At 57.3% G+C, this 3,827-nt stretch carries 2 protein-coding genes; both read left to right on the plus strand.

Annotated features, from left to right (window positions below):
• On the plus strand, positions 1–415 hold a 415-nt coding region (locus tag SFX18_07865), incomplete at its 5' end, for a sigma-70 family RNA polymerase sigma factor (GenBank protein MDX1963054.1).
• Between the two features lie 53 nt (positions 416–468).
• Positions 469–3,300, plus strand: a complete 2,832-nt coding sequence (locus SFX18_07870) for a hypothetical protein (protein ID MDX1963055.1) — start codon at positions 469–471, stop codon at positions 3,298–3,300.
• The last annotated feature ends 527 nt before the right edge of the window (positions 3,301–3,827 follow it).

A 3,827-nucleotide genomic window follows, 5' to 3' on the forward strand; every position in this document is an offset into this window, starting at 1 on the left:
TTTTGTCCAGGCGTTTCTCAAACTGTCCACATTTCAGCGGCAGTCCGCCTTTTACACTTGGCTGTATCGAATTGCCTTTAACGTGTCCATTAGCCGCCGTCGCAAACGCAAACCCACCGTCAGCCTGGATCAACGCCGCGAGGATCATGGCCAGGAACCCGCCGCCCGTCCCACAACCCCTGCGGACGACCTGGAAAGCGCGGAGCGCGTCGTTCAGGTGCGATCGGCTTTGGCCAGATTGCCGGACGAATATCGCACGGTATTGGTCCTGCGCGAGATTGATGGTTATTGCTACGAGACCATTTCCGAGATGTTGGATTTACCGCTGGGGACCGTGCGCAGCCGCTTGCATCGGGGAAGACTGGAATTACGAAATCTGCTCAAGGAAACCTGGCAGACCGAGGAACTTAATTAACCATCCATCCTTTGCGTAATCAATTACCGCATTTTTGACCCACACTTTGCTTCATGACCGCAGATTATCGACAATTCGACGGTTATTTGCCCGATGATGAACGCCTGAGTGCGTATCTGGACGGGGAATTGTCCGCGCCGGAGCAACTGCAACTGGAAGAGCGGCTTACGCATGATGCCCAATTACGGCAGTTGGTGGATGAATTGCGCGCGGTGCGCCAACAACTGGAATCCCTACCAGAATATAAGCTTTCGGGTGATTTTGCGGCGGGAGTGCTGCGCCGCACCCAGCAAGAACTGTTGTTGACCAATCCCCAGTCGCGGCTGGATGGCCCCCCCCCTGGATTACAAATAACACCCTCGCCCGCGATTACCCAGGCGTTGGAGTCCCCATCCACTCCGTCAAAGCCTGTGCCGCTTTCCCAACCCAGGGAAATCACCGACGCAAAATCACCCCTCGCTACGCCCTCCCGCCCGGCCCATTGGCGGCGGCCCGTGGTCTGGCTGGTGGTGGCGTCCGCCGCTTGCTTGATGATCTTGATTTCCAATTCCGATCGTCCCCGCGACCAAAACCCAAAAATCGTGGTTCTGCGACAGGAAGAGGCGTTAGGCCCTGCTGGCGATAAGTCACGGGAGAATAAACCCCAGGACCTTTCGGCTCCCTTCTCCGCGGGTGGACTAGCGGGAAAAGAACAATCACAGGAAGAATCTGGCCACGATACACCGTTCATGAATTCCCCGGCTCTTCCTGGTCATCAGTCACAGTTTCACGGGGCGAAAGATTCCACCACATACTCTCAAGCGGATGGAGCTGGACCCCTGGCAAAAGGAACTAGCGCCCCGGAAACGAAGAATGGCCCCTTGGCAGATGAGAAGGCCTTGCAGGCAAATGGAGCTGGCCTGCCGGCCTACGGAACTGGCCTGCCGACGGATTACTTGCCTCGGGTGGCTCCCGCGTCCACAAATGAAAAGCTCCCCCAGCAAGATCAGCCCGCTTATTCCCGTGGTGCCGCCAATAGCCCGAACAAATCCGCGCCTCCCCCGTTAAAATTTAGCGAGAATCCCCAGGAATTTGCTGAAAAATTCAACAAACCAGCGGAACCCTCCCAAAACGCCGGGGAAGATGCGGACCTGTTTAAATTTCAGGCCCTGCGTAAGTTACCTGCACTCCCCACCCCGGATAGGCATTCCCCCACGCCCCCGTCCCCTCCGACCGACGCCGCGCCCCCGCGGGGCAATACTTTGCCAAAGTCAGACCATCAATCTATTCCGCTGCAAAAAAATGCCGCCGCGCCCCTGGCGGAAACCGCCGAACCCGTCGCATCAAGTTTTGTTGGGCGGGCCGGGGATGGAGCTCCTCCAGGCAATTCCGACCCAGGGAATGCCACAGATCAACCCGTTACGGCCTTGATGGCAAATAGCGCCCTCGTGGATCAGCTTTCCACCAGTAAACTGGCTTTTCGCGAAACAGCCGCCGAAGAAATTGTCATCCTCCGGCTATCTCGCGTGGGCGAGGGGTTACCCGGTCCCCAACCGAATGAAAATTTCACGCGATTATTGGCTCAAAATCATGTATCGCTGTTTAACCTGGAAGACCAGATAAAACAGAACCCCCCGGTGCTCCAGCGGGCCGATCCCGGCTCGTCCTTCATCGAAGGAAAACCGTCACGGGAAAAGGAAATGGCAATGCCCGAGGAAGCGGCCAAAACGGAAAAATCCGCACACTACCCAGAATCCACCACTCCGCCGCAACCTGGCCTTGCTCTGGTACCCTCCGAACAGGTTTTGCGACAATTGGATATCGCGGCGGACCTGGAACGCGCGGAAGTTTATTTGCTGGAAATCGAACCTCAACAATTTGATCAATTGATTCGGGATTTGCAGCCAGAGAAAAGTCCCTTTGTGGACTTGCGGGTTTCCGCGCGGACAACACGGTCGCTGTTGCCCCTGCCAGGTCCTTCGGGAGATGAAACCGGAACATCTTCAAGTTACGGTGCCGCCTCAACTGATAACGCCCCTATCGACCGCAACACCTCAAATAGCGTTCCGGAGCTGTCGGCGGCGACCACTTCCCCAGCTAGCGATCCACTACCAGCCACCGCGTTAGCGGAAACCACTAACGCACCCGCGATCGCCACTGCGCCCGCAATTTCCACGGCCCCGGGCGCGGCAATGATCCCTTCCCCCGCGGATATTCCCGCACCCACCGTGGAAATGCCCGCAGCCGCGGCCCCCGCGCCCGCTCCGCCAGAGGATGCCAGCTTCACGGGTCAATCAGAACAACTACCGCCAACTGCCGCCGTCCCATCTGCCGCCGTCCTTTCCCCGGCACAACCCGCACCAGCAGCCGCGAACCCAGGCGTGAGCATCGGCGAAAAAAAATCCCCCAGTGATTTTGGTGGCTCACTACCCGGGCAGCCCCAACAGCAAGGATTGGCCGTGCGGCTATTGCCATTTTCAGCCGGCGCCACGGCAAATTTCGCGGGCGACAAAGCGACCAACGCGACCGCCGACATACCCTTGCAAAATTCAGAGCCATCCACCGGACACAACTGGAAATTGGGATCGTGGGAGGCTATTTGGCAAAACTTGACCGGCACAAAGCCATTACCCGCCAATCGGCCCCAAATTGCCCAAGCAGGACGAGCGAGAACCGCTGAATTGCGTTCGGCCCTTCCCCAGGATAACCATCCGCCGGTCCCCCCAGCAAATGTCCAGGCCGTTGAGCGGGATCGCGAACATGACAACCCGGCCCCCCCCATCCCCGACCACAGCGTGAAAGAGAAAGGTACCGCCGCGGCTCCATCCCCGGTCAGTTCCCGTGTCAAGGTCGTGGTGATCATCGAAAGCCAGCCCCCCTTACTGGCGGCCCCTCCTGCTCCCTAGTAGCCTGTTGAAACAGTTGGGTTTTTTTAGGGAGCTAAGCAATCTATACCAATCGCAGGTAAATAGAGCGCGGTTTTCACCCAGTTTCCAAGAGATTACGCAAATCCGTGGGAGTAATAATTCATTGGTTTTGCCCGCTCACTCAGGGTAGTCGCTACGCTCCAACCCGTGGGCTATGATACAGAATCGCTTCGCGGTTCCCCTGTACCGCAACGCGGTTAAGGAACTCAGCCCAGGGTTGCCGCGCAGCGGCTACCTGGCGAATACTCCCTCTCCCTCTGGGAGAGGGCCGGGGTGAGGGAATATACCGTAACGCGGTTGCGTCAGCCGGTAATAACCGATGAATGCTTGGTGCCTACACAAAATATTAACCGCGCAATTTTTTGCTAGAGCGCTTTTCATGCTAGTGTCAAATTGTAACCACAGTGGCGTAGGTAGCGGGTACATTCTGCTGGCTTGAATTGATCTTCGATGAGTCCCACTCTATCCCACAAGCCTTCGACCGTTCTTTCAGCGGCGCTTGCTAG

The organism is Pirellulales bacterium (assembly GCA_033762255.1).
Classification (GTDB): Bacteria; Planctomycetota; Planctomycetia; order Pirellulales; family JALHPA01; genus JANRLT01.